General features: G+C 68.4%; 24 protein-coding genes. 18 read left to right on the top strand and 6 right to left on the bottom strand.

From position 1 onward, the window contains the following. The first annotated feature begins 39 nt into the window (after positions 1-39). Both nth and AC3ZI9_RS13500 read left to right on the top strand, forming a co-directional pair. On the top strand, positions 40-807 hold the full coding sequence (gene nth / locus AC3ZI9_RS13505) for an endonuclease III (RefSeq protein ID WP_444553430.1): 768 nt from the start codon (positions 40-42) through the stop codon (positions 805-807). After that, positions 804-1,559, top strand: coding sequence for an NUDIX hydrolase (locus tag AC3ZI9_RS13500; protein WP_444561096.1), 756 nt, complete (start codon positions 804-806; stop codon positions 1,557-1,559). Before nth ends, AC3ZI9_RS13500 begins: the two co-directional genes overlap by 4 nt. Before the next feature lie 10 nt (positions 1,560-1,569). Here AC3ZI9_RS13500 and AC3ZI9_RS13495 read toward each other — a convergent pair whose 3' ends face one another. Further along, a complete protein-coding gene (locus tag AC3ZI9_RS13495; RefSeq protein ID WP_444566676.1) occupies positions 1,570-3,285 on the bottom strand; it encodes a bifunctional 3'-5' exonuclease/DNA polymerase in 1,716 nt (571 codons plus the stop codon). Positions 3,286-3,418: 133 nt separating this feature from the next. On the opposite strand from AC3ZI9_RS13495, the gene ssd reads away from it, so the two are divergent. From ssd to AC3ZI9_RS13460, 7 genes are all read left to right on the top strand, one after another. Next, the gene (gene ssd, locus AC3ZI9_RS13490; protein ID WP_444566675.1) at positions 3,419-4,606 is read left to right on the top strand and encodes a septum site-determining protein Ssd; all 1,188 of its coding nucleotides are present in this window, start codon (positions 3,419-3,421) and stop codon (positions 4,604-4,606) included. Then, positions 4,603-5,859 carry a TadA family conjugal transfer-associated ATPase gene (locus AC3ZI9_RS13485; RefSeq protein ID WP_444553385.1) on the top strand — a complete coding sequence of 419 codons (1,257 nt, stop codon included), beginning with the start codon at positions 4,603-4,605 and terminating at the stop codon, positions 5,857-5,859. Before ssd ends, AC3ZI9_RS13485 begins: the two co-directional genes overlap by 4 nt. After that, entirely contained in the window at positions 5,847-6,722 is an 876-nt protein-coding gene (locus AC3ZI9_RS13480; RefSeq protein WP_444553384.1) for a type II secretion system F family protein, read from the top strand. The genes AC3ZI9_RS13485 and AC3ZI9_RS13480 overlap by 13 nt, the downstream gene beginning before the upstream one ends. Then, on the top strand, positions 6,722-7,288 hold the full coding sequence (locus tag AC3ZI9_RS13475) for a type II secretion system F family protein (RefSeq protein ID WP_444553383.1): 567 nt from the start codon (positions 6,722-6,724) through the stop codon (positions 7,286-7,288). The genes AC3ZI9_RS13480 and AC3ZI9_RS13475 overlap by 1 nt, the downstream gene beginning before the upstream one ends. 171 nt (positions 7,289-7,459) lie before the next feature. Next, the gene (locus AC3ZI9_RS13470; RefSeq protein WP_444553382.1) at positions 7,460-7,696 is read left to right on the top strand and encodes a DUF4244 domain-containing protein; all 237 of its coding nucleotides are present in this window, start codon (positions 7,460-7,462) and stop codon (positions 7,694-7,696) included. Between the two features lie 8 nt (positions 7,697-7,704). Continuing rightward, positions 7,705-8,085 (top strand): TadE family type IV pilus minor pilin, encoded by a 381-nt coding sequence (locus tag AC3ZI9_RS13465; protein WP_444553381.1) that lies wholly within the window; start codon positions 7,705-7,707, stop codon positions 8,083-8,085. Beyond that, positions 8,075-8,509 (top strand): Rv3654c family TadE-like protein, encoded by a 435-nt coding sequence (locus AC3ZI9_RS13460; RefSeq protein WP_444553380.1) that lies wholly within the window; start codon positions 8,075-8,077, stop codon positions 8,507-8,509. The genes AC3ZI9_RS13465 and AC3ZI9_RS13460 overlap by 11 nt, the downstream gene beginning before the upstream one ends. 8 nt (positions 8,510-8,517) lie before the next feature. Here AC3ZI9_RS13460 and AC3ZI9_RS13455 read toward each other — a convergent pair whose 3' ends face one another. Together AC3ZI9_RS13455 and AC3ZI9_RS13450 are read right to left on the bottom strand one after the other, a co-directional pair. Continuing rightward, positions 8,518-10,836: a DEAD/DEAH box helicase gene (locus AC3ZI9_RS13455; protein WP_444553379.1), complete on the bottom strand. Its 2,319-nt coding sequence runs from the start codon at positions 10,834-10,836 to the stop codon at positions 8,518-8,520. Between the two features lie 47 nt (positions 10,837-10,883). Next, positions 10,884-11,549, bottom strand: coding sequence for a GNAT family N-acetyltransferase (locus AC3ZI9_RS13450; protein ID WP_444553378.1), 666 nt, complete (start codon positions 11,547-11,549; stop codon positions 10,884-10,886). A gap of 176 nt (positions 11,550-11,725) precedes the next feature. Here AC3ZI9_RS13450 and trhO point away from each other — a divergent pair, with 176 nt between their 5' ends. Beyond that, positions 11,726-12,652 carry an oxygen-dependent tRNA uridine(34) hydroxylase TrhO gene (gene trhO / locus AC3ZI9_RS13445; RefSeq protein ID WP_489923683.1) on the top strand — a complete coding sequence of 309 codons (927 nt, stop codon included), beginning with the start codon at positions 11,726-11,728 and terminating at the stop codon, positions 12,650-12,652. Here the strand turns inward: trhO and AC3ZI9_RS13440 are convergent. Further along, positions 12,607-13,170, bottom strand: coding sequence for a GNAT family N-acetyltransferase (locus AC3ZI9_RS13440; protein WP_444553376.1), 564 nt, complete (start codon positions 13,168-13,170; stop codon positions 12,607-12,609). The two genes, trhO and AC3ZI9_RS13440, sit on opposite strands and share 46 nt — an antisense overlap. Before the next feature lie 65 nt (positions 13,171-13,235). Here AC3ZI9_RS13440 and AC3ZI9_RS13435 point away from each other — a divergent pair, with 65 nt between their 5' ends. The 6 genes from AC3ZI9_RS13435 to proC all read left to right on the top strand — a co-directional run bounded on the left by AC3ZI9_RS13435 (position 13,236) and on the right by proC (position 21,282). Further along, positions 13,236-14,894, top strand: coding sequence for a DUF7059 domain-containing protein (locus AC3ZI9_RS13435; RefSeq protein ID WP_489923682.1), 1,659 nt, complete (start codon positions 13,236-13,238; stop codon positions 14,892-14,894). A gap of 11 nt (positions 14,895-14,905) precedes the next feature. After that, positions 14,906-15,547: an ArsR/SmtB family transcription factor gene (locus AC3ZI9_RS13430; protein ID WP_444553374.1), complete on the top strand. Its 642-nt coding sequence runs from the start codon at positions 14,906-14,908 to the stop codon at positions 15,545-15,547. A 130-nt stretch (positions 15,548-15,677) separates the two neighbouring features. After that, entirely contained in the window at positions 15,678-18,416 is a 2,739-nt protein-coding gene (gene topA / locus AC3ZI9_RS13425; RefSeq protein WP_444553373.1) for a type I DNA topoisomerase, read from the top strand. A 17-nt stretch (positions 18,417-18,433) separates the two neighbouring features. Beyond that, positions 18,434-19,453 (top strand): Ppx/GppA family phosphatase, encoded by a 1,020-nt coding sequence (locus tag AC3ZI9_RS13420; RefSeq protein ID WP_444553372.1) that lies wholly within the window; start codon positions 18,434-18,436, stop codon positions 19,451-19,453. A gap of 17 nt (positions 19,454-19,470) precedes the next feature. Continuing rightward, positions 19,471-20,328 carry a sugar phosphate isomerase/epimerase family protein gene (locus AC3ZI9_RS13415; protein ID WP_444553371.1) on the top strand — a complete coding sequence of 286 codons (858 nt, stop codon included), beginning with the start codon at positions 19,471-19,473 and terminating at the stop codon, positions 20,326-20,328. 84 nt (positions 20,329-20,412) lie between these two features. Continuing rightward, positions 20,413-21,282, top strand: coding sequence for a pyrroline-5-carboxylate reductase (proC, locus tag AC3ZI9_RS13410; protein ID WP_444553370.1), 870 nt, complete (start codon positions 20,413-20,415; stop codon positions 21,280-21,282). A gap of 14 nt (positions 21,283-21,296) precedes the next feature. On the opposite strand, the gene AC3ZI9_RS13405 is transcribed toward proC, so the two are convergent. After that, complete coding sequence (locus AC3ZI9_RS13405; RefSeq protein ID WP_444553429.1) at positions 21,297-21,935, bottom strand: potassium channel family protein; 639 nt, start codon at positions 21,933-21,935, stop codon at positions 21,297-21,299. Between the two features lie 25 nt (positions 21,936-21,960). Continuing rightward, positions 21,961-23,379 carry a TrkH family potassium uptake protein gene (locus AC3ZI9_RS13400; RefSeq protein ID WP_444561091.1) on the bottom strand — a complete coding sequence of 473 codons (1,419 nt, stop codon included), beginning with the start codon at positions 23,377-23,379 and terminating at the stop codon, positions 21,961-21,963. Positions 23,380-23,581: 202 nt separating this feature from the next. On the opposite strand from AC3ZI9_RS13400, the gene AC3ZI9_RS13395 reads away from it, so the two are divergent. Both AC3ZI9_RS13395 and AC3ZI9_RS13390 read left to right on the top strand, forming a co-directional pair. Continuing rightward, the gene (locus tag AC3ZI9_RS13395) at positions 23,582-24,727 is read left to right on the top strand and encodes an acetoin utilization protein AcuC (RefSeq protein WP_444553428.1); all 1,146 of its coding nucleotides are present in this window, start codon (positions 23,582-23,584) and stop codon (positions 24,725-24,727) included. A gap of 52 nt (positions 24,728-24,779) precedes the next feature. Next, complete coding sequence (locus tag AC3ZI9_RS13390) at positions 24,780-25,391, top strand: ArsR/SmtB family transcription factor (protein ID WP_444553368.1); 612 nt, start codon at positions 24,780-24,782, stop codon at positions 25,389-25,391. Positions 25,392-25,539 lie beyond the last annotated feature (148 nt).

Raw genomic sequence — 25,539 nt, 5'->3', positions numbered from 1 at the left:
GAGCGCCCCCTGAAGGCGACGCCCCGTGACCGGGAAACGATGATCGGGCTCAAACGCCGGGCCCGGAAGATCAACCGGGTCCTGGCCGAAACCTACCCCTATGCCGTCCCCGAACTGGACTTCGAGAACGCCTTCGAACTCATCATCGCCACGGTCCTGTCCGCCCAGACCACCGATGTGCGGGTAAACGCGGCCACCCCGGCGCTCTTCGCCGCCTACCCGGACCCGCTGTCCCTTTCCGAGGCCCAGCTCGAGGACGTCCAGGAGCTGGTGCGCTCCACCGGGTTCTACCGGACCAAGGCCAGCAACATCATCGCGCTGGCCCGGGCCGTGGTCGACGAGTACGACGGCGTGGTCCCCTCTCGTCTCGAGGATCTGGTCACCCTGCCGGGGGTCGGGCGCAAGACGGCCAACGTGGTGCTCGGCAATGCGTTCGGCCTCCCGGGCATCACCGTGGACACCCACTTCCTGCGGTTGGCCCGCCGACTGGGGTGGACCCTGGAAACCGATCCGGTCAAGGTCGAGCATGCCGTCGGGGAGCTCTTCGAAAAACGTGATTGGACGATGCTCTCGCATCGGATCGTCTTCCATGGCAGGCGCATCTGCCATGCCAGGAAGCCGGCCTGCGGCCAATGCCCGATCGCCACGTTGTGCCCGTCCTACGGGGAAGGGGAAGTCGACCCGGTGAAGGCGGCGAAACTGCTGAAATATGAGCTGGCGCCCGGACGTGAGGACCTGCTGGATTTGATGCGGTCGGGCACATCGCGGCGCGAACTGCGGGCGCTGGGCTTCGGGTTGGGCGCATGAACGCTCGGCAGACCAACGGCCAGGCGGCCCCCGGACGGCAGGTGACATCGGGGCTGGCGCGCGAGGACCTGCTGGAGGTGATCGAACGCCACCGTCCGATGGCCGAAGCCGGTGACGCGGGGGTCAGCAAGATGCCCTCCTCGTGGATGTTCGATGGCATGGACCACTCCCGGGCCCGCCGGGCCGCGGTGCTGATCCTTTTCGGGCGGTTGGACGACATCGATGCGACGGCGGCACCGCTGACCGCACCCGCGGATCTGGACGTGCTGTTCGTCGAAAGGGCGACGACCCTGCGCAATCATCCGGGACAGGTCGCCTTTCCCGGCGGGGCCATCGACGACACCGATTCCTCCAGCCGGGCGGCGGCGCTGCGCGAGGCCGAGGAGGAGACCGGGCTGGACCCGGAAGGCGTGGAGATCCTGGGGCAGCTGCCGCCGGCCGAACTTCCCGTCACCAACTTCGTGGTGACCCCCGTGCTGGGCTGGTGGAAGCTGCCCTGCGAGGTCTTTGCCGTCGACCAGGGGGAATCGGCCTCCGTGTTCCGTGCCCCCGTCGCGGATCTGGTGGATCCACGGAACCGGCTGAGCATCGAAGTCAGCCGCAGAGGCCAGCAGCACCGGTCGCCGGCTTTCGACCTGCAGGGCCGGCTCATCTGGGGGTTCACCGGGATCGTGTTGTCCCGGCTGCTCGACGACCTGGGATGGTCCCTTCCCTGGGATCCGTCCAGGACCAGACCCCACCCGTTCTCCTGATCGGAGGGGCTCAGTCGGCGTCGGCGTAGGATTCCACGACGGTGACCCCGACGGGGAACTGCACCGGGACGGTGCCGAAGAGCAGTGTTGCCGCCCGCTCGGCGGCCTCCTGGACCATCACCGAGACCCGTTCGGCCGCTTCGCGGGGGACATGGAGCATCACTTCGTCGTGCAGGAAGAAGACCAGTGCGCCGTCGTCCCGTCCAGCGGCCCGGGCGGCCCGCAACCGCAGGCGGATCTCGGCCAGCCAGCACAGGGCCCACTCCGCGGCGGTTCCCTGGACCACGAAGTTCCGGGTGAACCGCCCCCGGGCCCGGGCCGCCGCATCGGCCCGGCGTTGTTCCTCGGCGGAGGCGGCACGCTGCCCGGTGAGCCAGGCCTGCGAGGCAGCGGGGGAACCACGGCCCAGGAAGGTCTGCACGGACCCGCCGGATTCCCCGGTCCGGGCGGCCCGTTCCAGCACCCCGATGGCCTGCGGGAACGTCCGGGTCAGCTGCGGCATGAGGCGTCCGGCCTCACCGGTGGTGGAGCCATACATGGCCCCGAGCATCGCGATCTTGGCGTGGGCACGATCCCCGCCGAACCCCTTTTCCGCGATGCCCTGGTAGAGGTCCTGCCCCCGGGCGGCCTCCGCCAGCGGGGTATCGCGACCCAGGACGGCCAGGATGCGCGGTTCCAGCTGGGCGGCGTCGGCGACGACCAGCAGATGCCCGGGGTCGGCCCGGGCGGCATCGCGGATGGTGTGCGGAATCTGCAATGCCCCACCGCCGCGCGACGCCCACCGTCCGGTGACCACCCCGCCGACCACGTACTCGGGCCGGAAACGGCCCTCATGGATCCACTCGTCCAGCCAGACCCACCCGTTGGCCGAATGCAGCCGCGAGAGCTTCTTATAGCGTTGCAGGACCTCCAGGGCCGGGTGGGAGAAGTCGCGCAACTCCCACTGGCCGGTGCTCTTGGCGTCCACGCCCACGCGGTGCAGGGCCTTCAGCAATTCGTGGGGGGAGTCCGGGTTCAGTCCCGGGGCGCCCAAGGCGGCACGCAGCTCGGCAGCGACCTCCTCCATCCGCGGCGGACGAACCCCGGGGGCGGGGCGGGGACCCAGCTGGTCGACCAGGAGCTGTTCGTGGACCCCGCGGTTCCACGGAATGCCCTGGTGCTGCATCTCCGCGGCCACCAGGGCACCGGCGGATTCGGCGGCCAAGAGCAATTGGAGCCGACGCCCCGGCTGGCTGCCGGGTACGGAACGCTGCTGTTCCCGGAATTCTGCGGTGACGGCCTCGATGGAGGTCTGATCGTCCTTCGGCTCGGAAAAGAGCGCCCCCTGGTTCTCCGGCACCCGGGCCGGCGGCAGGGACCAGGCGGGTTCGCCGCCGTCGTCCCCCGCGGCCCCGTCCGCCCGCAGGGAAGCCAGATATTCGGTGTTCGTCGCGGCCGGGGCATGACGCAGGATGGTGCGGTTCAGGCTCAGGTCACTGGCCCGCTCCACGGTGCACCCGGCGGCCAGCAGGCCCGGATACCAGTCGCTGGTGCGCCCCCAGACCCAGCGCAGCCGCCGTGGCCCCAATTCCTGGACGGCACCGGCCAATTGGTCACGGAGCAGGACGACGGGGTCGGCCTCGGCGACACCGGACCCATCCAATAACTGCACGACGGCGGTGGCCGCCCCCTGGTCGGGGGCCGCCTGGGCGGTGGAATGGGTGGCAAGGACTGCATAACCGGGCACCGTCCCATTCTGACAGGGACACCGGAGCCGACGGGCCCTGCACAGCCGGTGTCGGAAGGCAGCGGCCCGCGCAGCGTCCACAACGGGCGGGGCGGGGCCCTGCCGTGGCCGGGGCCCGCGGCACGGTGGGCTCATGGACCAGTCGCCAGCCTTCACCCCGTCGGCCCCACCCACCGGCGCTGCCGTCCGGGAGGTGGGCCAGCCCACCCGGCCGATGCCACCGGCCGGGCGCGAGGAGGCCGGCGGGGGTGAATCGGCGGGCACCGGCTGTCTCCTGGTGACCCGCGATGAGCAGCTGGCCGATCACGTGGCCCTCATCGCTGCCGCGTGCGGGGTGGTCCTGCTGCTCCACCGAAGCGTTCCGGAAGCGGTGCCGGACGGATGTTCCATGGTCTTGCTGGGCCCCGATGCCGCACCGGAGTGCCCGGCCGGCGGATTCCGGGTTCCGGTGGTCCTGATCGGGTTCGGCCGTGACGGTGAGGACCTCTGGCGGGCCGCGGCCCGGGACCCGGGAGCCCGGGTGGCGGTGCTGCCCGAGGCAGCAGCCTGGCTGGGGGAGTATCTCGGGGAACGGGCCCTGCATTCGGGGCGGGGACGGGTCACCGTGTTCTCCGGGGCCACCGGGGGTGCCGGCACCACCACCTTGGCCGTGCTCGCCGCGGTGGGAGCCGCCCGCCGCGGTGTCCGGAGCCTGCTGGTGGATGCGGATCCGCATAGCCGGGGGTTGTGGCCACTGCTGGGCCGGCCGGCGGTTTCCGGGGTTGGCTGGGAGGACTTCATGCGCTCGAGGGGCCGCATCGCCCCCGGGCATCTTGCCGAGGTCCTGCCCTCCAGCGAGGGCACCACCGTGCTGACCTGGACCGGGGGCCTGCCGGCACCGGTCCCGCCGGCGATGGTGAACGAGGTCATCGCCGCCTCGCGCAGGACCTTCGATACGGTCGTGGTCGATGCCGGCAGGACTGCAGGGGTGGATCAGACACTGTCCTCGCTGGCGGACTCGGTCATCGTGGTGGCCCCGGGTACCATGACCGGCACCGGACCACCGGTGCCCGGTGACGGGCCTGCCCACCGAAGCCCCTGCCGCCTGGTGGTCACCGGACGCCTGCCCACCGGGGTCGATGCCGGCCGGCTGGCCTCCGCCACGGGGCTGGAACTGCTGGGATACGTCCCCGCAAGCGCCGCATTCTCCGCGGCGGCCGGGGAAGGACGGCTGGGTGGGGTGCTCACGCGCCGCCGGTTGCGCCGTCGACTCGCCGGCATCGTGGGGTGGTCCCTCCCGCCTGTGGACGACCCGGCAGACACCGGACCGGTGGCCTCATGAGCCTCAACGGGTCGCCCGCCGCCGGGGCCCGGGACCAGCCCACCGGTCGGCGTCGCTGGGATCCGCGGGCCGCGGCCCGGTCCGGTGGTCCGGACCTCGACGAACGCCTGCTCGAAGAGGTGCGGCGACGGGCCCTGGGCGGGGCCGGACCGTTGACCGGAGCGGATCTGGCCGACGCGGTCCGGGCCTCGGGACTGGTGGTCGGCAGCAGTAGTGCGGCCCAGGTCATCCGCCTGCTCCAGGAGGACCTGCAGGGTCTGGGCCCCTTGCAGGCCATCGCCGATGAACCGGGCACCACCGATGTCCTCGTCGACGCCGAGGGACGGGTCTGGCGGGACGGCGAGGAGGGGTTGTGCCGGACCGCGTTGCATTTCACCGACCCCGAACGGATCAGGGCCCTGGCCGTGAGGTTGGCCGCCTCGGGAGGGCGGAGGCTGGACGGGGCCCAACCCTTCGCCGACGTCGTCGTGGGACGCTACCGCATCCATGTGGTCCTGCCTCCCATCTCCACCGGCGGCCCCCTGATCTCGGTGAGGATCAGACCAGGTCGGTCCGCGGGACTGGAAGCGCTCCTGCCCGGGGGCACGTCCAACCCCTGGCATCCGGTGTTGCTCGCCGTGGTCCGGGCCCGGCTGAACTTCCTGGTCAGCGGGGGCACCGGCAGCGGCAAGACCACGCTGCTCGGGGCGCTGCTGGGGGAATCGGAACCCACCGAGAGGCTGCTGATCGTGGAGGACGCCCGGGAACTGGAACCAGACCATCCCCATGTGGTGGGCCTGCAATGCCGGACCGGGAACATCGAGGGGGCCGGGGCGGTGGGGATGACCGAACTGGTCCGGCAGGCCCTGCGCATGCGCCCGGACCGGTTGGTGGTGGGGGAATGCCGTGGTGCCGAAGTCAGCGACTTCCTCACCGCCATGAACACGGGGCACGACGGCGCCGGCGGCACGGTGCATGCCAGTTCCGCCGCCGCGGTCCCCGCACGGCTGGCGGCCCTGGCGGCCCTGTCGGGAATGACCGGCACCGCGCTCGCCGTCCAGACCGGCAGCGCCCTGGACCTGGTCATCCACATGGGCCGGATCGGAGGACGCCGCACCCCGCTGGAATTGGGGCGGCTGGTCCCCGACGGGCACGGGTTCCTCACGGTCTCTCCGGTGCTGCACCCAGGGACCGATCAGGCCCTGCGGCCGGGACCTTCGGCCCCATGGTTGGCCGGACTGTTGGCCGAAAGGTCGATCCCATGTCCCTGGTGATCCTCGCCGGCAGCGTGTTGGCCGGGCTCGCCTGCTGGTTCCTGCCGACCAGCCGGTCGCTGCCTTCCGTCCCCGCAGCCGCTGCGGGACGGCCCGCTGCCGCGAGGAGGACGCAGGAGCCCGGAGCCGGCGGAGACCCGGGCAGGAAACGCCGATGGTTCCATCGCCCCGGCCCGGCATCGGGGGCGGGGCTGGACGACCACGTCGAAATGATGCGCCAACTGGCCGCCTTGCTGCGTTCGGGGCGCCACCCGGGGGAAGCCTGGCTGCTGCTGGAATCCAGCTGGGACCTGAGGATCCCGCACGCCGGGGAAGCCGGAAGACCAGCCGGCGGGTCCGCTGTGGGAGGCAGGGGCCCACGGGCCGGTGGCGCTGCCGGCGCCCGGGACATCGTGTCGGGATGTCGGGCCGCCCGGATCTGCCAGGAAACCGGTTCGGGGTCTTCGGCGGGAATCGAACGCCATCTGCGTGACCGGCCGGAATTCCGGCACGCCTGGCAGCGGCTGTTGTGGTGCATCAGCCTCTCGGAGTCCACGGGGGCCGCGTTGGGCGATCTGCTGCACCGCCTGGCCGACCAGCTTGAAGCCGAACAGGACCGTCGCCGGGCCCTCGAGGCTGCCTTGGCCGGACCACGGATGACGCAGAAGCTGCTGGCCTGGTTGCCTGCCCTGGGATTGGGGTTGGCCCAACTCATGGGGGCGGACCCCCTCGGAACACTCACCGGAACCGATCTGGGACGGATGTGCCTGGTGGCCGGGGGTGGACTCTGGTGGGCCAACGCGCTGTGGAGCAGGCATCTATTGGGGCCGCCCCGGCCGCATCGGCGCCGGGGGCGCACCCGGGGGGCGGGACGGAGCCGGTGATGGTCCTGGTTGCCGCGCTCCTGGCCGGGATGACGGCCTGGTGGTCATTGGCCGTCCGGCGCGGCCCGTGGGCCGGACCCGGCCCCGCCGCCGGCCCAGCGACAGGGGCCGGGAAGCAGGCCTCCGGAGCCGGGGACCAGCACCCGACGACCGCGGATGTTCCGCTGTTGCTGGAACTGGCCGCGACCTTGCTCGACGCCGGGCTTCCGGTCAACGGGGTCCTGGCGACCCTGGCGCGTGAGGTGGCCCCCTGCCGGGGGTTGCAGCCGGTGGTCCGATGCCTGGACCTGGGCATCGACTGGCAGCGGGCCTGGCAAGCCGCCCCCGCGGAGCTGCTCGGAATCGGTGAGGCGTTGGCCTTCGCCCACCTCACCGGGGCGGCCACGTCGGGCCTGCTCCGTTCCGCCGCGGACCAGGCCCGACGGAGCGAGGCCAGGAGAACGGAGAAGGAAGCGGCCGAACTGGGCGTGAAGATGGTCATCCCGCTGGGCGTCTGCGCACTACCGGCCTTCATCTGCCTCGGGATCGTTCCCGTGGTCATGGCCCTGCTCCCGGCGCTGGGCTAGCCGGACGGGCGTCTTCATGGCCCCGTGGCCGCCGACGGATCCCTCACAGGTGGTGGCGGCCACGCCGTTGTCCAGAGCGTGCCGGCCCCGCCCCCGCCCCCGGCCGTGGGCACCGGAGGGTGGAGGCAGGTCCCGTGCCGGGGCCCGTAGCCGGAAGGAATGGAGAACATCATGAACGAGCAGGACGAACAGGTCGACCCCGGAGGCCACACCAGGGCCGGCGGCCCGGAGGACGCCGCGGAAATCGGCTCCGGGTCGGGAAGCGGTGAGGAGGGGATCGCCACCGCTGAATTTGCCATCGTGGCCCTGGCCGCCGTGGGGTTTGCCGGGTTGTTGGTGAGCATCCTCAGCAGCGGGGGTGTCCGTGAGCTGCTGATGGGCCTGGTGCGTCAGGCCCTGTCCTTCTAGGACCGGTGGTGATCGTCAATCACCAGCGAGGCAGCAGCACGGCGGAGTTCGCCGTGCTGCTGCCGGTGGTGGCCGCCTTCCTGGCCCTGGTCCTGGGGGTGGGTGTCTGCGGCAGCACCCAGGTCAGGGTGGAACAGGCGGCCCGGGCGGCAGCCAGGGAACTGGCCCGGGGTGAACCTGCCGCCCACGCCGTGGACACCGGACATCGTCTGGCGGGGGAGGGCGCCTCCGTCCGGATCGGATCCGCGGGCCGGTATCGGAAGGTGGAGGTCACCCGCACGATCACGCTGCCCTGGCTCTCCGACCGGGAGTTCCTGGTGCTCAGCGCGCAGGCCCAGGCGCGAACCGAGGCCGACCCGGGCGGGCCGGTGGGCCACGATGGTCGCTGAACCGCGACCCGTGGGGGTCTGCGTCCGCTGCCCTGCAGGATCCGAGCGCGGTTCCGGGACACTGCTGGTCGTGGCCCTGGTCGCCGGCCTCGCCTTCTGCCTGGTGGTGGTCCTGTCCGTGTCCGCGGTGGCCACCGCGGCCGGTCGGGCGGCCAGCGCCGCCGATCTGGCGGCATTGGCCGCGGCCGACGCGGCCCGCGGCCTGGCCCCGGGTGAACCGTGCACCGTCGCTGCCCAGACGGCCGCCCGGAACGGGGCCGGCCTGGCCCAATGCCACAGGTCAGGGACCGGAGGAGTCGTCGTCGACGTCCGGACCAACATCCCGCTCGGGCCGGGGCTTTCCTGGCTGGCCCCGCTGGGGGTGGAAGCCACGGGTCGTTCCAGGGCCGGTCCCCCCACGACCGCCTGGACCCCTCCGGGGTGATCAGGCAGTCATGAAGCGTGCCGCAGCAACAGCCCCAGCAAGGCGATGGCTCCTGCCTTGTCCAAGGGGTTGTTGCGATTGCCGCATTTGGGGGACTGGACGCAGGAGGGGCATCCTGCGTCGCACTCACAGGCGCTGATGGCCTCCCGGGTGGCCCGTAGCCAGACGGTGACCTGCTCGAAGGCCCGCTCGACGAAACCGGCGCCGCCGGGATGTCCGTCATAGACGAAGATGGTGGGCATCCCGGTGTCCACGTGCAATGCAGTGGAGACCCCGCCGATATCCCACCGGTCGCTGGTGGCCACCAGCGGGAGCATGCCGATGCCCGCGTGTTCGGCGGCGTGCAAGGCCCCGGGGGCGGCATCGGGAAGGATTCCCGCCGCCGCCATCTCGCGTTCGGGCACGGTGAACCAGATGGCCTTGGTGAACAGGTCCCGGGCCTCGAGTTCCAGGGGCTCTTCTCCGAGGATCTCGTTGGAGACCAACGCCTTGCGTTGGAAGGAGACCACTTGCGTGGTCACCTTCACCTCGCCGAAGTGCACCTGGACCGGGCCCCAATCCAGGGTGCGCAGGACCTCGAGGACCCCGATGGTGGTGATGTCCCGGGCCTGGGTGTAGAAATCAGGGGTGGCCCGCTGGACCAGCACGCAGTGGTCCTGCTCATTGAGCTCCTCCACCACATAGGTGGTTCCTTGATGCACATAGACCGCCCCGGTATGGGCCTGGTATTGGGTCTGTGGGGACCCCATGGTTCCCAGCAGGGCGCCGGTGGCGGCATCGATGATGTTCATCGGGCCACCGCCGTCCGCCCGCAGGTTCACCATCGAGGCGGCGTTCTCCGGGTGGGTCCAGAACCAGCCCGACGGGCGTCGGCGCAGGTACCCGCGGTCCACCAGCGAATCCAACAGTCCGGCCGCGCTCGCGCCGAACAGTTCCACCTCCTCGGTGCGCAGCGGCTGCTCGGCCGCCGCAGAACACAGGTGGGGGCCCAACACGTAGGGGTTGGACGGATCGAAGACGGTGGCTTCGACCGAAGTCTCGAAAATGGCTTCCGGGTGGTGGACCAGATACGTATCCAGCGGGTCGTCGCTGGCGACGAATGTGGCCAGCGCATCCTGGCCCGCCCGGCCGGCGCGGCCGATCTGCTGGAAGAACGAGGCCCGGGTCCCCGGCCAACCCGCCACCAGCACCGCATCCAAACCGGCGACGTCGATGCCCAATTCCAGTGCCGAGGTCGACGCGATCCCGAGCAGTTCACCGGTACGCAGCTGGGTTTCCAGGTCCCGGCGTTCCTCGGGCAGGTAGCCGGAACGGTAGGCGGCAATACGGCCGGGCAGCGACGGGTGGACCTCGTCGACCAGACGGCGGGCGATGCTGGAGATGGTCTCCGCCCCCCGCCGCGATTTGATGAACGCGATGGTACGGACCTGACCGCTGACCAGATGGGCCAACAGCCCGGCGGTCTCGGCGATGACCGTGCGGCGGACCGGGGCACCGTTCTCCCCCCGCCCCTCCAGCAGAGGGGGTTCCCAGAGCGCCACCGCGGTCTGGCCGTGGGGGGAGAAATCGACGGTGACCTCCCGGGCCTCGGCCCCGATGAGTCGTCCGAAGGACTCGGCGGGATCGGCGCTGGTGGCCGAGGCCCCGATGAACACGGGGTCGGCACCGTAGTGGGCGCAGATCCGGCGCAGACGCCGCAGCAGGTTGGCCACATGGGAGCCGAAGACCCCCCGGTAGCTGTGGGCTTCGTCGATGACGACGTAGCTGAGCCGGCGGAAGAACCGGGCCCACCCCGGATGGTTGGGCAGGATCCCGAAATGCAGCATGTCCGGGTTGGTCAACACGAGATTGGCATGATCGCGGATCCACCGGCGTTCGCCGGGGTCGGTGTCCCCGTCGTAGCTGGCGACCTTCACCGTGGGCAACCCCAAGCCGATCAGTGCGGAACGCTGGTCTGCGGCCAGCGCCTTGGTGGGGGAGAGGTAGAGCACCACCGAACCGGTGGTCCGCAGGCTGACCGTCTGGTCCAGCTCTGCCCGGTGGATCGCGTCCAGGGCAGGCAACTGGTAGGAAAGGGACTTGCCGGAGGCCGTGCCCGTGGCAACGATCGTGTGATGGCCCTCGTGGGCACTGTGGGCCGCTTGCACCTGGTGCAACCAGGGAGTCTGGACGCCGCACCGTTCGAAGGCTTCCACGACCTCCGGATGCGCCCACTGCGGCCACGGACCATGGACGGCTTCGCGGGCCGGGATGACGTGCAGATGCGTCAAGGCCTCGGGGGAATCGCCATGGCCCAGTTGCTCGATCAGTGCGTTGGGTTCTCTCACCGCATCAGTGTGGCATCACTGACCGACGGAACGGGGACCGGAGATGATTAGTCCTTCTTGCCCTCGAGGGTGACGATGCTGCCGATGGGGGTCCAGCCGAGGTAGTGGTACAACGCCTGCCCGTCGGTGGAGGCCACCAGCAGACCCTCTTCGACGTCATGCTCCAGGGCGAGGGCGACCAGTGCGCGCATCACCAGGCTGCCGAGCCCACGGCGGCGGAAGTCATCGGCCGTGATGATCCGGTCGAAGACGGCGTATTCGTCGACCATTGCGACGTGCCCACTGGCGGCAACGACGTCGGGGTCGTCCTCCAGGTGGATGGAGACGTAGGCGTGCTTGCCATCGCGTTCGGTCTCGATGGTGAAGCCCTCGGCCGGGCGGGGCGACTCCACGTCGTGTCCCGAGATGTCGGCGACCATCAGGGCCTCATCCGAGGTGACCACGCCCAAGCCGGCGGCCAGGGCCGCCTCGGTGACACTGAGGGAATCGCCGGTGACGATCGTCAGCCGGCGGGCAGGGTGTTTGTTCAGCGTCTCGCTGACCGCCACGAGCTCCTCGGAGGTGGGGTCGTTGATGATGTATTCCCAGTCCCCGCTCGTGTCATGGCGCAGGGCGGCATGGACCCGGCCCTCGGTACGGCTTTCATAACCGCGGGCACCGACCCAGCCGGTGACCCAGACGCCAATCAATTTGTCAGTTGCAGTCGATCCCATGCTCCAGACAATACCCGGTGCCGCGATCCACTGCAGAGTCGGGAGGGCATTTTCGGCACTTCGGTAGCGAATTGTTAACGACGGCGACCACCGCATGGACCGCTGGCGTCGGCGCGGGTGGGCGCGGCCCCGGGCCCGACGCGCTCCGAGGACGATGGCCGCCTTATCCTTGAAGGATGGCCCAGCACCGCATCGCCCTCTTCTACGTCTTCAAGCCGTTGCCCGATCCCGAGGCCATCCGCCTGTGGCAGCGTTCACTCCTGGAACAATGGCAACTGCGCGGGCGCATCCTCATTTCCCCCGACGGGATCAACGGAACCGTGGGCGGGGAGATCCGTGCGGTGAAGCAATACCTGAAGGCCACCCGCGAATACCCGGCCTTCCACGGCCTGGATGTGAAGTGGAGCGAGGGTGGCGCCGAGGACTTTCCGCGGATCTCGGTCAAGGTCCGTCAGGAGATCGTCTCATTCGGGGCCCCGGGCGAATTAGCGGTCACCGACGACGGGGTGCAGGGCGGCGGCCGGCATCTGAACCCCCGCCAGCTGCATGAACTCGTCGAAAACCGCAGGACCTCCGGGGAGGAGGTGGTCTTCTTCGATGGGCGCAATGCCTTTGAAGCGCAGATCGGCAAATTCCGCGACGCCGTGGTTCCCGACGTCCAGACCACGCGCGACTTCGTCAAGGAACTCGACTCGGGAAAATACGATGACCTCAAGGACCAGCCGGTGGTCACCTATTGCACCGGGGGCATCCGCTGCGAAGTGCTCTCGGCGTTGATGCTCAACCGGGGGTTCACGGAGGTCTACCAGCTCGAAGGCGGGATTGCGCGCTACGGCGAGCAATACGGGGACCGTGGACTGTGGGAGGGATCGCTCTACGTCTTCGACCGTCGGATGCACCTGGAATTCACTCCCGAGGCGGTGACGGTCGGACGTTGCGTGGGCTGCCAGGACCCGACGAACAAGTTCGAGAACTGCGCCACGGCCTCATGCCGGAAGTTGCGGTTGTTCTGCGCCGGGTGTGCCGCCGATGACCAACTGCGGCTATGCCCCGACTGCTATGCCTTGGGCCAGAGGCCGGCCGAGGCGTCCTCCACGACCTGATCGGCCTCTTCGGTCGCGAAGACCTCGAAGCCGCGGGCCCGGTAGTTGGCCAGGGCGGCGGGACCGTCCAGGGAACAGGTGTGGACCCAGACCCGGTGCACCGCGGCGAACCCCTCCCACCGCGTATGCAGGTCCCAGGCCCGTGCCGTCCCCTCGCTGAGCAGCACCCCACCGAGACCCCGACCGAGTTGTTCGGGGAAGAGGCCGAAGTAGATGATTTCCACGACCCCGTCGGCCGAACCACCGAGTTCGATGTACCCGGCCGGCGCGCCGTCGACCGTCAACACCCAGGTCTCGCTGCCCTCACGCTGGACTTCTGCCGCCCACTGCTGCCGGGTCAGCCCCAGCCGATCCACCCAGTTCCACGACCCGCCCACCGAGCGGTAGAGGAACTTGCTGTAGTCGGCGGTGATCCCCGGGACGCGTTCGATCCGGCACCCCCGGGGCAGCGGGCGTGCGGCAGGGGTCAGGGACCGGGCGGAAGTCATCTGCAGGGATGTCGTGGTGACCAAGGTCAAGGCTGCTCCTGGGGTTCCGGTGCGGGTCGATGCATCGGAAGCCTATCCGCCGCTAGGCTCGAACGGTGAATACCTCGGCCCCCTTCTCCGTCATCAACCATGCCCCCCATAGCAACGAGCAGGATCTGCTCGATGCCCTGGCCGACGATCTGACCCGGGCCTGCTATCACCAGGAGGCCGTGGCCACCCTCCTCGGAGACGCGTCCCACGAGGCCCTGGGGCGGGTCCAGATCGTGCCGGCGAAGCTGGTGGTCGAACGGTCCCTGGGCGCCGGGGGCGCCGGGGCCCTCCCGGTGCTGGTCGGGCTGTGGTTGCTGGGGATGTCCTTCCCCGACGAGGCCCTCCAGATGGCGTTCCCGCGCACCGGTACCGCCGGGCTGTCCCGGCTTCAGCTGATCGAACCCGACGGCGAAGGATTCCGTGCCGCGGTGGATCTGCGCCCGCACGCCAGCGATGTCGTTGCGCAGACATGGATCGCCAGTGACCTCGGGGCCCACCAACGGCCCGGGCCGTTGCGGCATGACCACGTCCTGGGTGTCGGCCGCGCGTCGGCGACCCTGGCGCAGGCGGTCATCCGCCGGCCCGTAGAACGGGCACTCGAGCTGGGCACCGGATCCGGGATCCAGCTCTTCTACCTGCTCAGCCATTGCCGACGCATCGTGGCCACCGACATCTCGGATCGGGCGCTGGCCTTTGCCCGGTTCAACCTGCTGCTGAACCACCGGGTGCTCGGAGTGGATCCGGAACGACTCGAGGAGCGGGTCGGGCTTCGCCTGGGGTCCCTGCTTGAACCCGTCGCCGGGGAGGAGTTCGACCTCGTGGTCTCCAACCCGCCCTTCGTGATCACCCCCCGCTCGGCGAGCGAACGGCCCGAAGACCGGTACACCTACCGGGATGGAGGGATGCCGGGGGACTCCCTCGTCGAATCCCTGGTGCGGGACCTTCCGGACGTGCTCGCTCCCGGAGGGACGGCGCAGATGCTGGCGAACTGGGAGATCCGAACCCAGGCGGCGTCGGATGACGGCGAGAACCACGTAGATGAGATGACACCGGGTGAGGAGTCCCCTGATGCGTGGGAGGCCGGTCCTCGCTCCTGGATCCGCGAGGGCACTGAAGCGTGGTTCATCCAGCGCGATGTCACCGCACCGGAGGTCTATGCCGAAACCTGGTTGCGCGATGCCTCCCAGGGGCGTGACCAGGAGGCCCATGACGCGGCCTACCGGGATTATCTGAGGGATTTCGCCGACCGCGACGTGGCCGGGATCGGTTTCGGGATGCTCTGGCTCCGACGGCCGGCCCAGCCGGACCGGTTGCCGTTCGGCCTGCGTTTCGAAGAGATCACCCATCCCCTGGAGCAGCCCGTCGCCCCGTATCTGCAGGCGCAGATCGAGGCCACCGACTCCCTGCTGGGGCGTGACCGGGCGGAGCTGGTCCTGGTGGTCGCCGACGACGTGACCGAAGAACGCCACCAACGACCCGGCGCGCAACATCCCGGGGTCATCCTGCTGCGCCAGGGGGCCGGATTGCGACGCACCACCCTGCTCGGTTCGGCGGAGGCCGGATTCGTTTCGGCCTGCGACGGAGAATTCAGCGCCGGCGTGCTGGCCCAGGCCGTGGCCTCCCTCGTGGAAGGGGACGAACGGGAGACCGCGGCGAACCTACTGGCCAGTGTTGATCGACTCGTTACCCAGGGGTTCGTCACCGAAGTGCGAAACAAAGGCTAAACTTTTTCCGTATGACTCAGAACACATCCGGAGAAGAGCCGCCCGTTGAGGCGAAGTTCCGGCGACAGGCCCAGAAACCGGTGGTCATCGGCGACCCGCAGGCCATCCGTGCGTTGGCCCACGAGGCCCGGTTGGAGGTCCTCGAAGAGCTGTTTGCCTCGCAGTCCACCCGCACCGCGACCGAACTTGCCTCGCGCTGCAACCTGACGCCCAGCGCCATGAGCTACCATCTGCGGGCCCTGGAGAAGTACGGCTACGTCGAACGTGCAGCCAGCGAGGGCGATGGCCGGGAACGCCGTTGGAAGGCGGCGGGGGACCAGTTGGTGGTCGGATCCTTCAACGACTCGACGGCAGCCAAGAATTCCTTCCTCAACGTCCAGCTCAACGCCTTCCGCGAGCGGCTCAGCGTGGAGATCAACCGTCGCGATGAGGAACGCAAGGCAGGAATCGAACCTTCCCCGAACCGACCACCGGTCCTGACGACCGGCATGGTGTTCCTGCGCAAGGAATTGCAGGAGGAGTTCGCCCAGAGGGTCTACGGGCTGGTGGACGAATACGAGGCCCTGGCGCAACCGGATGAGCGCGGGGTGGAAGGCGAACGCATCTACTACATGCTCTCCTTCCTCCCCGAGGCACCTGCCACCGATTCCTGACCCGCGCAACGCGGCGTTGACCACACCGGGAGGTCCTGGCTTGCGGTTGGTGTGCCCGAAGCGGCTAACCTAGTGCAGAATGAGCAGGTGCGCCCCCAACGGCGTGCCGTCAGCGGCAAATAGGAGTGTTGTGCCCCCCAAGGCCAAGGAAAAAACCGGCAAGAAGCTCGTGATCGTCGAGTCACCGGCCAAGAGCAAGTCGATCGCCAAGTATCTGGGCGATGGCTTCATCGTCGATGCCTCGGTCGGTCATATCCGGGATCTTCCCCAACCCTCGGAGCTGCCGGCGGAACTGAAGAAGTCCTCGGTCGGCAAGTTCGCCGTCGATCTGGAGAACGACTTCGAGCCCTATTACGTGGTCTATCCGGACAAGAAGAAGAAGGTCTCGGAACTCAAGGCCGAACTCAAGGATGCCGACGAACTCTATCTGGCCACCGATGCGGACCGCGAAGGCGAAGCCATCGCGTGGCACCTGTTGCAGGTCCTCAAACCCAAGGTCCCCGTCTACCGTCTGGCCTTCACCGAAATCACCCGCGAAGGTATCGCCCGGGCCATGGAGAACGTCCGTGAACTCGATACCGATCTGGTGGACGCCCAGGAGACCCGTCGGGTCCTGGACCGGATCTACGGATACGAGATCTCACCCGTCCTGTGGCGCAAGGTGGCCCGCGGTCTCTCCGCGGGGCGTGTGCAATCGGTGGCCACCCGGCTGGTCGTCGAACGTGAACGCGAACGCATGGCCTTCCGCTCCGCCTCCTACTGGGATCTGGCCGGGGAATTCGCGACCACAGCGGGAGAGTCCTTCCGCGCCAAGCTCGTGGCCGTCGACGGGGGCCGCGTGGCCGCCGGCCGTGACTTCGATGACCGGGGTGGACTGAAGACCCCGAAATCCGGCACCGCAGTCGTCCACCTGGACGAAGCAGCGGCGACCTCGCTGGCCGCTGGCCTGCAGGATAGCGATTTCGCCGTCACCAGTGTCGACACCAAGCCCTATACCCGCCGCCCGGCGGCCCCGTTCACCACCTCGACGCTGCAGCAGGAGGCCTCGCGCAAACTGCGGTGGTCCTCGAAGTCGACCATGCAGGTCGCCCAGCGCCTGTACGAAAACGGCTACATCACGTATATGCGTACCGACTCGGTGTTCCTCTCCAACGAGGCCGTCTCGGCGGCCCGGAAACAGGCCGCCGAACTCTATGGGCAGGAATCGGTGCCCTCGAAGCCGCGGATGTACAAGGCCAAATCCGATAGCGCCCAGGAGGCCCACGAGGCCATCCGGCCCTCCGGTGACGCCTTCCGCCGCCCCCGGGACGTGAAATCCCAGTTGGGGGCCGACGAATTCCGGCTCTACGAACTGATCTGGAAGCGCACGGTCGCCTCGCAGATGGCCGACGCCAAGGGCTCGACCGCTTCGGTCCGGCTGGCCGGGGAAGCCACCGACGGCCGCCGCGCTGAATTCTCCGCCTCCGGCACGGTCATCACCTTCCGCGGTTTCATGGCCGCCTATGAAGAAGGCAAGGACGTCTCGGCCGCCGAGGAAGCCGAGAAGGATGCCGAGCGCCGGCTGCCGCAGCTGGCCCAGGGCGACGCCCTGGTGGGCACGGATGTCACGGCCTCCGGCCACGAAACCACCCCTCCGCCGCGCTACACCGAGGCATCGATCATCGCCGAACTCGAAGAGCGGGAGATCGGCAGGCCCTCGACCTTCGCCCCCACGATTTCGACCATCATGGATCGCGGATACGTCAGCAAACGCGGTGGCGCCCTGGTGCCGAGCTGGATCGCCTTCTCGGTGATCCGCCTGCTGGAGGAACACTTCGCCCAGTACGTCGACTACGGATTCACCGCACGGTTGGAGGACGACCTCGATGAGATCGCCGCAGGACATCTGGCTCGCTCGGCGTGGCTGAAGGACTTCTACTTCGGTGACGGGGAGGAAAAGGGTCTGCAGGGCCTGGTCGAGAACCTCGGCGACATCGACGCCCGGGCCATCAACTCGATCGACATCGCCCCGGGCATCGTGTTGCGGGTGGGCAAATACGGCCCCTATCTGGAACGTCCCGCCCCGGCCGGCTCCCCGGAAGGCACCGACCCCGAACGGGCGAACGTCCCCGAGGATCTGGCCCCCGATGAGCTCACCGCCGAGAAGGCGACCTACCTGATGGACAATGCCGGGCCCTCGGAGCGCCCGCTGGGCATCGATCCGGAGACCGGACGCGAAATCGTGGCCAAGGACGGGAGATACGGACCCTTCGTTTCCGAGGTGATCGTCCCGCCGACCGAGGAGGAGCTGGCCGCCAGGCCGGTCGAATACTACAAGAACGGCAAGCCCAAGCCCCCGAAGAAGCCGGAGAAGATCAAGCCGCGCACCGGTTCGCTGTTCAAGTCGATGTCCCTGGAGACCATCACCCTCGAGGAGGCCTTGAAGCTGCTTTCCCTGCCTCGGGTGCTCGGGACCGATGCCGAAGGCGCGGAGATCACCGTGCAGAACGGTCGCTTCGGGCCGTATTTGAAGAAGGGCTCCGACTCGCGTTCCATCGGGACCGAGGAAGAGATCTTCAGCATCACGCTGGAACAGGCACTGGAGATCTACTCCCAGCCCAAGCAGCGTGGTGGCCGCGCCGCGACCCCGCCCTTGGCGGAATTCGGGGACGACCCGGTGTCCGAGAAGCCGATCATCGTCAAGGAGGGCCGCTTCGGGGCCTACATCACCGATGGGGCCACCAATATCACGGTTCCGCGCGGGACCGCGATCGAGGACCTGACCCGCGAGCAGGCAGTGGAGCTGCTGGCGGACAAGCGCGCCAAGGGTCCGGTCAAGCGGGCTGGCAAGGCCCCGGCCAAGCGCCCGGCAGCCAAGAAGAAGAAGTAGCGCAGGCGGGGTCAGAGATGCGACTGGGTGTCCTCGATATCGGTTCGAACACGGTTCATCTGTTGTTGATCGATGCCTACCCGGGGGCCCGGCCCACGGCCTTCGCCTCGCATAAGCGGCCGCTGTCCCTGGTGGCCTACCTCGATGAGGACGGGGCGATCACCGAGGACGGCCAACGCGAGCTGCTTGACTTCGTCCACGAGGCCTCCTTGTTCGCCACCCGTCACCGGGCCGAGGACCTGCTGGCGTTCTGCACCTCGGCGATCCGCAGTGCCAGCAACGGTCCCGCCGTCTTGGACCGGGTGGTGCAGGAAACCGGGATCCAGCTGGCGGAGCTCTCCGGCGAGCAGGAATCGGGGATGACCTACCATGCGGTCCGTCGCTGGTTCGGGTGGAGCTCGGAAAGGATCCTGGACCTGGACATCGGCGGTGGGTCGTTTGAAATGGCCTACGGGACCGACGAGTTTCCCGAACTGGCCCTTTCGGTCCCTCTGGGTGCCGGCAGGTTGACCCGTGACTGGTTGCCCGGGGACCCGCCCCGCACCTCCGATGTGAAGGCGCTGCGGGCCCACGTCAAGGAGACCTTGGCCGAACCGCTGGCGCTGATCGCCGAGCATCCGAAGCCGACCCTGGTCACCGGGACGTCCAAGACCTTCAGGTCCCTGGCCCGGATCACCGGGGCCGCCCCGAGCGCCGAAGGGATCCATGTCAAACGGGTCCTGCGCCTGGATGACCTGAAACTCTGGACCCGCCGGCTTGAAGCCATGACGACCCTCGAACGCACCGAGCTGCCCGGGGTATCCGAAGTGCGCGCACCGCAGATGCTCGCCGGGGCCATCGTGGCCTCCGTGGCGATGAACACGCTGGGGGTGAAATCCCTGCGCATCTGCCCCTGGGCGCTGCGTGAGGGGCTGATCCTGCGCCGCTTCGACCATTTGATCTTTGACGGACCTTTACCACTGGGGAGTAGCGTGGGAGTTGGCCACGTCGAACTCGGCCAACTGCCGGGATTGCCCACCGTGGGCGCGGTCGATTGAAAAGAGGGAGCCAGGCAATGTCGAAGGATCCGATCCAGGTGGGGTTGTCCAGCGCGTCGGTGTTCCCGCTGAACGTCCACGATGCCTTCGCGGTCTCGCATGATCTGGGCTACGACGGCGTCGAGGTGCTGGTCACCGGAAACCATCTCTCGCAGGACCCCCGCAAGCTGCACGAACTCAGTACCCGTTACGATCAACCGATCCTGGCGATCCACGCCCCCACGCTGCTGTTGACCCAGCAGGTCTGGGGTGACGCCTGGTCGAAGATCGAGATGTCGGCCGCGATGGCCCGTGATGTGGGCTGCGACATCGTCGTCGTCCACCCCCCGTTCCGCTGGCAGGGGGGCTATGCCACCGGTTTTGCCGACGGGGTCAAGAAGATCATGGACGATTACGGGGTCCGCATCGCCGTGGAGAACATGTATCCCTGGCGGGCCCGCGGTCGTGAAGCCAAGATGTACCTTCCGCACTGGAACCCCGTGCCGCAACCCTACGAATACGTCACCTGGGACTTCTCCCATGCCGCCATCGCGAACGTGGACTCGTTGGAGTCCATCAAGGCGCTGGGGAGCCGGCTGAGCCACGTCCACCTCTGCGACGGGGTCGACAACGGCAAGGACGAACACCTGGTCCCCGGACGGGGCACCCAGCCGGTCGCGGAATCGTTGCAGTTCCTGCGCGACAGCGAATGGGACGGCCACGTCGTCGTGGAGGTATCGACCCGCAAGGCCAAGGGAGCCGGAGGGCGCGAGGAATGGCTCGCCGAGACCCTGCGCTTTGCCCGGAAGCACTTGGAAGCGGTCGACCCCCCCGCCGGCACCAACGAGGCAGGCGATGCCGGGAACACCTCGGATTCCTCCACGCTGCGTTCCTGAGCGGACCACCGGGCCGCTGCCCGGCCGATCGCCGACGAACCGTCAGGGACTACGCCCGCCGGAGCCCCGTGGAAGAATGGTTCCATGGCATCTTCGAAACACACTCCTGACACCACGTCGACCGGCCGGCGTCTGGCCTTCATCGGCACCGGCAACATGAACGGGGCGATCCTCCGCGGCATCCTCGCCGGTGGCTTCGACCCCCGATCCATCACCGCCACGGTGCGTGGCAGCGAAAAAGCGGAGCGTTTGGCCGCCGACACCGGGGTGCGCTCCCTCGCCACCACCGTGGACGAGACCGCCAACCAGCAGGCGGTCGCCGCGGCGGACATCGTCTTCGTCGGGGTCAAACCGGTCGGGATCCAGGACGCCTGCCGCGATATCGCCGCCTCCCTCCCGGCGCAGGCCGTCGTCGTCAGCGTGGCCGCAGCGGTCACCATCTCCATGATCGAAGAGGCCCTGCCGCAGGGACAGCCGGTCGTGCGCGCCATGCCGAACACCCCGATGACCGTCGGCAAGGGCGTCGTGGCCCTGGCCGGGGGCACCTCGACCGGCGAGAAGGACCTTGAAGCGGTGTCCGCGCTGCTCTCCGAGACCGGCATGGTGCGGATCGTCTCCGAAGACCAGATCGACGCCGTCTCGGCAGTGAGCGGTTCCGGACCCGCCTACGCGTTCTACCTGGCCGAGGCGATGGCCGCCGCGGGTGAGGAGCTGGGGCTGGAAGCCGGGTTGGCCCGGGATCTGGCGCGGGCCACGGTGGCCGGCGCCGGGGTCATGCTCGACGAGCCCGACGCCGATCCCTCCGCGCTGCGCACCGCCGTCACCAGCCCCGGGGGAACCACCCAGGCGGCCTTGGAGGGCTTCGACGCCGCCGGCGTGCGGGCCGGTATCGGCTCCGGGGTCAAGGCGGCCACCGAACGGGCCGCGGAGATCACCCGCGAACTGGCCGGATAGCCCGCCGGCCGGCCCTACGGTCGGGAGGCGAACCGCTCGAGCAGGTCCACGTGTCCCGACACGATGAGGATGTCCCGCCGCGTGACCTTGGTATCGGGTTGGGCGTAGGTGAAATCCTCGCCGGGGGATTTCACCCCGACGATGGTCACGCCGTATTTGGACCTGACCTGGGATTCGCCCAACGTGAAGCCCTGGGTCTCCGTCGGGGGATACATCTTCACGATCGCGAACCCGTCGTCGAACTCGATGAAGTCCAGCATGCGCCCGCCCACCAGGTGGGCCGCGCGGACCCCGGCGTCGGCTTCCGGGTAGACGACGTGGTTGGCGCCGATCCGCGAGAGGATCTTGCCGTGCGATGGGGTGATCGCCTTGACCCAGAGGTGCTCGACGCCCAGATCGACCAGGTTCACGGTGATCAGCACGGAGGACTCGATCGAGGTGCCCACCCCGACCACCGCCGAGTTGAAATCCTGGGCGCCGAGTTGGCGCAAGGCATCGACGTTGGTGGCATCGGCCTCCACCACATGGGTGAGCGTGCCGGCCCACTTCTGCACCAGATCCTGGTTCCGCTCGATCGCCAGGACCTCCCGGCCCTGGCGCACCAGCTGATTGGCCACCGCCGCGCCGAAGCGGCCCAGACCGATGACCAGCACCGGGGCATTATGTTTCGACGAGTTCTCAGCCAATGATCGGCCTCTCTTCGGGGTAGTGGTACAGCTGGTTGCGTTGGCGCAGGCTCAGTGCCGTCGCCAGTGTAATGGTGCCCACGCGTCCGGCAAACATCAGCGCGGAGAGGACATACTTGCCCTCGGGAGGGAGCTCGGCCGCCAGATTGGTGCTCAGCCCCACCGTGCCGAACGCGGAAATCGAATCGAAGAGGACCCGATCCAACGGTTCATCACTGATGGACAGGATCACCCCGGTGCCCACGCTGACCAGGGTGGCCCCCAGGACGGTGACGGAGATCGCCACACGCATGGTGCTCTCGGGGATGCGGCGCCCGAAGGCTTTGATGTCCTTATCGCCCCGGGCCTCGGCCACGATGGCCAGGAACATCACCGCGATCGTGGTGACCTTGATGCCCCCTGCCGTGGACGCCGAACCCCCGCCGGCGAACATCAACGCGTCGGTGAGCAGCAGGGTGGAGGATTCGAGCTGGTTCTGGTCCACCAGGGAAAAACCCGTGGAACGGGTCATCGCCGAGGCGAAGAACGAGTGGATGAGCTTATCGGACAGGCTCATCCCGCCGATGGTCTGCGGGTTGTTCCACTCCATGAGACCCCAGCTGAGGCTGCCCACCAGCAGCAGGATGCCCGACACCACGACGGTGAGTTTGGTGTGGAGGTTCCATTTGCGGAATTTGCTGCGGAAGACGATCAGCACCATGAGGGCCGGGAAACCCAAGGACCCGATGATGGCCCCGACGGTGATGGGGACCAGGACCCACAAATCGGTTTCGTAGGGGACCAGGCCATCGGAGTGCGGGGTGAATCCGGCGCTGTTGAAGGCCGAGATGGCGTAGAAGATCCCATGCCAGATGGCTTGGCCGATGGACTCGCCCAACACCAGGAAACGCGGGGCCAGGGCCAATGCCAGCAGCGCCTCGATGGTCACCGAGGTGGTGATGACCACCCGGAGCAAGGTGCCGACCTCACCGAGGCGCCCGACGTTTTGGATGTTCATGGCCTCCTGGGCGCGCAGCTTGCCGCGTACCCCCAGCCGCTTGCTCACCGCCAGGGACAGCAGTGAGGCCAGGGTCAGGATGCCCAGCCCGCCGATGAAGATGCCCACGATGATGACCACTTGGCCGAAGAAGGACCAGTGCACCGCGGTGGATACCACGGTCAGCCCGGTCACGCAGACGGCCGAGGTGGCCGTGAAGAGGGCATCGTGGAGCGGGGTGAATTCCCCGGTGGAGGAGGCCACCGGCAAGGACAGCAGGGTCGTGAACAGGGCGATGACCAGAAGGAACACACCGATAGCCAGCCGGGCCGGCGACGTCGCTGCGACGGTGTCGACGAAGTCTCGCACCCCGTGGAGGATACGCGGTACGGCGTTCCCCCAGCTGAGCGGGGTGGCTGATGGTGTGGAGGACATGGTCGCGGGCTGCTCCGGGAAACGATGGCTCCGGGCGTTTCCCGGCACTGTCCACAGTAGAGTACCCGTGCGCGGCACGGTGGTGGACACCCGCCGCGGCGGAGACATCCACCCGCGAAAGGCGGATATCGCGTAGCCTGAGCCCGTGAGCTTGAGTACACCGCCGTCACCGCCGACCGAGGTCCTCTGGAGCGAGGAGCTGATGTCCTACCGCTTCAGCGAAAGTCATCCGATGCATCCCTCGCGTCTGGATCTGACGATGCGCCTGGTCGAGGGGCTGGGGATCCTGGAGCGCAGGAACATCTCGCTGCTTGCACCGGAGGTCGCCACCGACGAGGAACTGGCCCTGGTGCACGACCCGGAGTACATCTCCGCCGTCCGGTACGCCGGGGAACATCCGGACGAGATCAACGAGGAACGCGGGCTGGGCACCGAGGACACCCCGGCCTTCGCCGATATCCACGCGGCCAGTGCCCGCTTGGCGGGCGGGTCGCTGCAGGCAGCCGACGCCGTATTGGCCGAACGGGCCCTGCACGTGGTCAACTTTGCCGGCGGCATGCACCATGCCTCCCGCGGCAAGGCCAGCGGATTCTGCGTCTACAACGATGCCGCGCTGGCCGTCCAACGGCTTCTGGACGGTGGAACGCAGCGGGTCGCCTATATCGATGTCGATGCCCACCACGGGGACGGAACCCAATCGATCTTCTGGGACGATCCCCGGGTACTGACCATCTCCTTGCACGAATCAGGCATGTCCCTGTTCCCCGGAACCGGGTTCGCCAACGAAACAGGAGGATCCGAGGCCATGGGCAGTGCCGTGAACGTCGCCCTGCCCGCCGGGACCACAGATGCCGGCTGGCTGCGGGCCTTCCATGCGGTCGTGCCGCAACTGGTGGCCGCCTTCGAACCCGAGGTCATCGTCAGTCAGCACGGCTGTGACGGGCACGGCGAGGATGATCTGAGCAACCTGCGGCTGAGCATCGACGGGCAGCGGCAGAATGCACTGGATATATCCGATCTGGCCCAACGCCACTGTGGCGGCCGGTGGATCGCCACCGGCGGTGGGGGATACAACCTCATCCAGGTCGTCCCCCGGGCTTGGAGCCACCTGGTGGCCATCGCCGGCGGCCGGCCCGTCCCGTTGCGTACCGAGGTGCCGGGGAGCTGGTTGGCCTACGTGAAGGAAAAATATGGTGCCACCGGTCCCGCGTTGATGAACGACGGCGTCGACCTCTGGTGGCGCTCCTGGGAAGTCGGCTACGATCCGGCGGATTTCATCGACCGGACCATCATGGCCACGCGCAAGGAGGTCTTTCCCGTCTTCGGGTTGGACCCCTGGTTTGATTGAGCGCCGCCCGGGGCGGGATGCCCGGAAGAACTTCTGCGGATAAGGTGATGGAATGACCTTCGACGATGTCTTTTCCGTCCTGGCAGATCCGACCCGGCGCAGGATCCTCGAAGCCCTGCGCGAAGAGGAGAACTCCGTCGGTGACCTCGTGCAGCTTCTTGAAGTATCCCAGCCGACCGTATCCAAGCATCTGAAGGTCCTGCGCGAAGCCGGGGTGCTGCGCATGCGGGCCGACGGCCAGCGGCGGATCTATTCCGTCGAACCCGGGGCATTGCACCGGGCCGCCACCTGGTTGGCCGCCTTCCCCGGCCACCCCGGCACCGAAGCGGCGGTGACCGGGCTCACGGGCGCAGAGTACAAGAAGGACATGGCATTCGGCAATGCCCGCGACGCGGCGGGTAGCGGTGACGGCACCGACGAGGAAGCGACGGTTCGGGCCCTGGAGGTGGCAGCTTCCTACCGCGCCGCCCAACAGCGCGAACAGGATGGGCTTCCGACGGTTGACGCGACGGACCTCGAGCACGAAAACCCCGCCATCCCGGGCTCCGGGAATGCTCCGCAGCAGCTGGGGCGGACCGTGGGGCGGACCGTCGAACAGGTCACCGGCCGGGCCCAGGATCTGCTGGAAAGGCTGCAGAAACCGAAGTTCGGGCGACGCCGCTAGGGGCGGTGGACGGGCCGTTCCACGTTACGGGCGATTCACGGATTTTTTACGATCGGTTGGGTTCGATGCCCTCCGACGTGTCATTGTTCTTCTCGGAGCGCCGACGCTCACCACCCCCCCATGGGTGCCGTCGCGCCCACCTCTCAGT

It is taken from the genome of Arthrobacter sp. AOP36-F1-5 (genome assembly GCF_058137995.1).
The sequence above is the reverse complement of the archived record's forward strand: the minus strand, read 5'-3'. Positions and strand labels throughout refer to the sequence as shown.